The sequence below is a fragment of the Alphaproteobacteria bacterium genome, from assembly GCA_024244705.1.
Classification (GTDB): domain Bacteria; phylum Pseudomonadota; class Alphaproteobacteria; order JAAEOK01; family JAAEOK01; genus JAAEOK01.
Genome location: JAAEOK010000069.1, coordinates 1 through 1,289, shown reverse-complemented (window position 1 = coordinate 1,289; position 1,289 = coordinate 1). Strand labels below are relative to the sequence as shown.

Sequence of the window (1,289 nt, the reverse complement as noted above, 5' to 3'; positions counted from 1 at the left end):
CCTAGCGCGAATAATTCATGAAGAAGTCGTGGTCTTGAATTGAAGAAGGCCCCAGTTGCGGTAGAAACGAGTTGCAACACGCGTTTCCCCTCAACAAGGGCCCCTTCATGAAGCCGGATTCTACCGCACAGGCTGTCATCTTTCCCGACCTGATTTCGAAGCCCGTCGTGGCGGCCTTCGACCAGGAGCACAGCAGCTCCGACGGCGGAGCCTTGTTGCTGAAGGCCATCGACGAGAAGCTGGGGCTGAGCGAGCAATTGGCGGAGTGCCTGCGCGATGGCCGACAAGCGGGCAAGGTCCGTCACGATCTCTCCGAACTCGTTCAGCAGCGAATGTTTGCGATCGCTCTGGGATATCCCGATGGGAACGACGCGAATGAACTCGCCGACGATCCGATCCACAAGATGCTCATCGGCCGGAATCCCGTGCACGGGGACCGACTGGCCTCCCAGTCGACGGTCTCGCGTTTCGAGAACGCACCGGGGACGGTGGAGCTCTACCGCCTCGTCGAGACGATCGCCGACGCGGTGATCGACCGTCATCGGCGCCGCCTCGGCCGGCGTGCCAAGACCGTGACCCTTGACTTCGATCCGACCGTGGATCCGACACACGGCCAGCAGGCGTTCAGCTTCTATCACGGCCACTACCGGACCCATTGCTTTCTTCCCCAGGTGGGAACGATCCAGTTCAACCGAGAGTCGAAGCAGCAGATCCTCTGCTCGGTGCTTCGTCCCGGAGATTCGCGAGCCGCACTGGGCCTGGTGTCGCTTCTCGAGCGACTGCTGCCGAAGGTGCGTTCAGCATTTCCGGGGGCTCGGATCCGGATCCGGCTCGATGGGGGCTTCGGGACTCCCGAGGTGCTGGACTATCTCGATGAGCTCGCCGGGGTCGAATACGTCGTGGGACTGGCGAATTGGGCACCCTTGAAGAAACGCGCGAAGAAGGTGCAGGCCGAGGCCAAGCGCACCCACCGGCAAACGGGGCGCACGACCCAGGTCTTTGGTGAGACCAAGTATCAGACGAAGAAGACCTGGCCTCATCCCCGGCGCGTGATCTTCAAAGCGGAGATGGTCGACTACCCGGGTCGAGATCCCCGGCCCAACCTACGCTTCGTGGTGACGAACATGAAGCGCACACCCAAAGGCGTCTACACCTGGTACTGCCAGCGCGGGGATGCGGAGAACAGGATCAAGGAACTGAAGGTGGGCCTCGCGATGGACCGCACGAGCTGCTCCTCGTTCATGGCGAATCAGTTCCGCGTGCAGCTTACGGTGGCCGCGTACGTGCTG

1 protein-coding gene is annotated in these 1,289 nt (G+C 61.9%); it reads left to right on the top strand.

Annotated elements, in window-relative coordinates; translation table 11 throughout:
- Window positions 1–107 precede the first annotated feature (107 nt).
- Window positions 108–1,289 (top strand): IS1380 family transposase (locus GY791_11785; GenBank protein ID MCP4329106.1); only part of this gene is annotated, 1,182 nt, incomplete at its 3' end.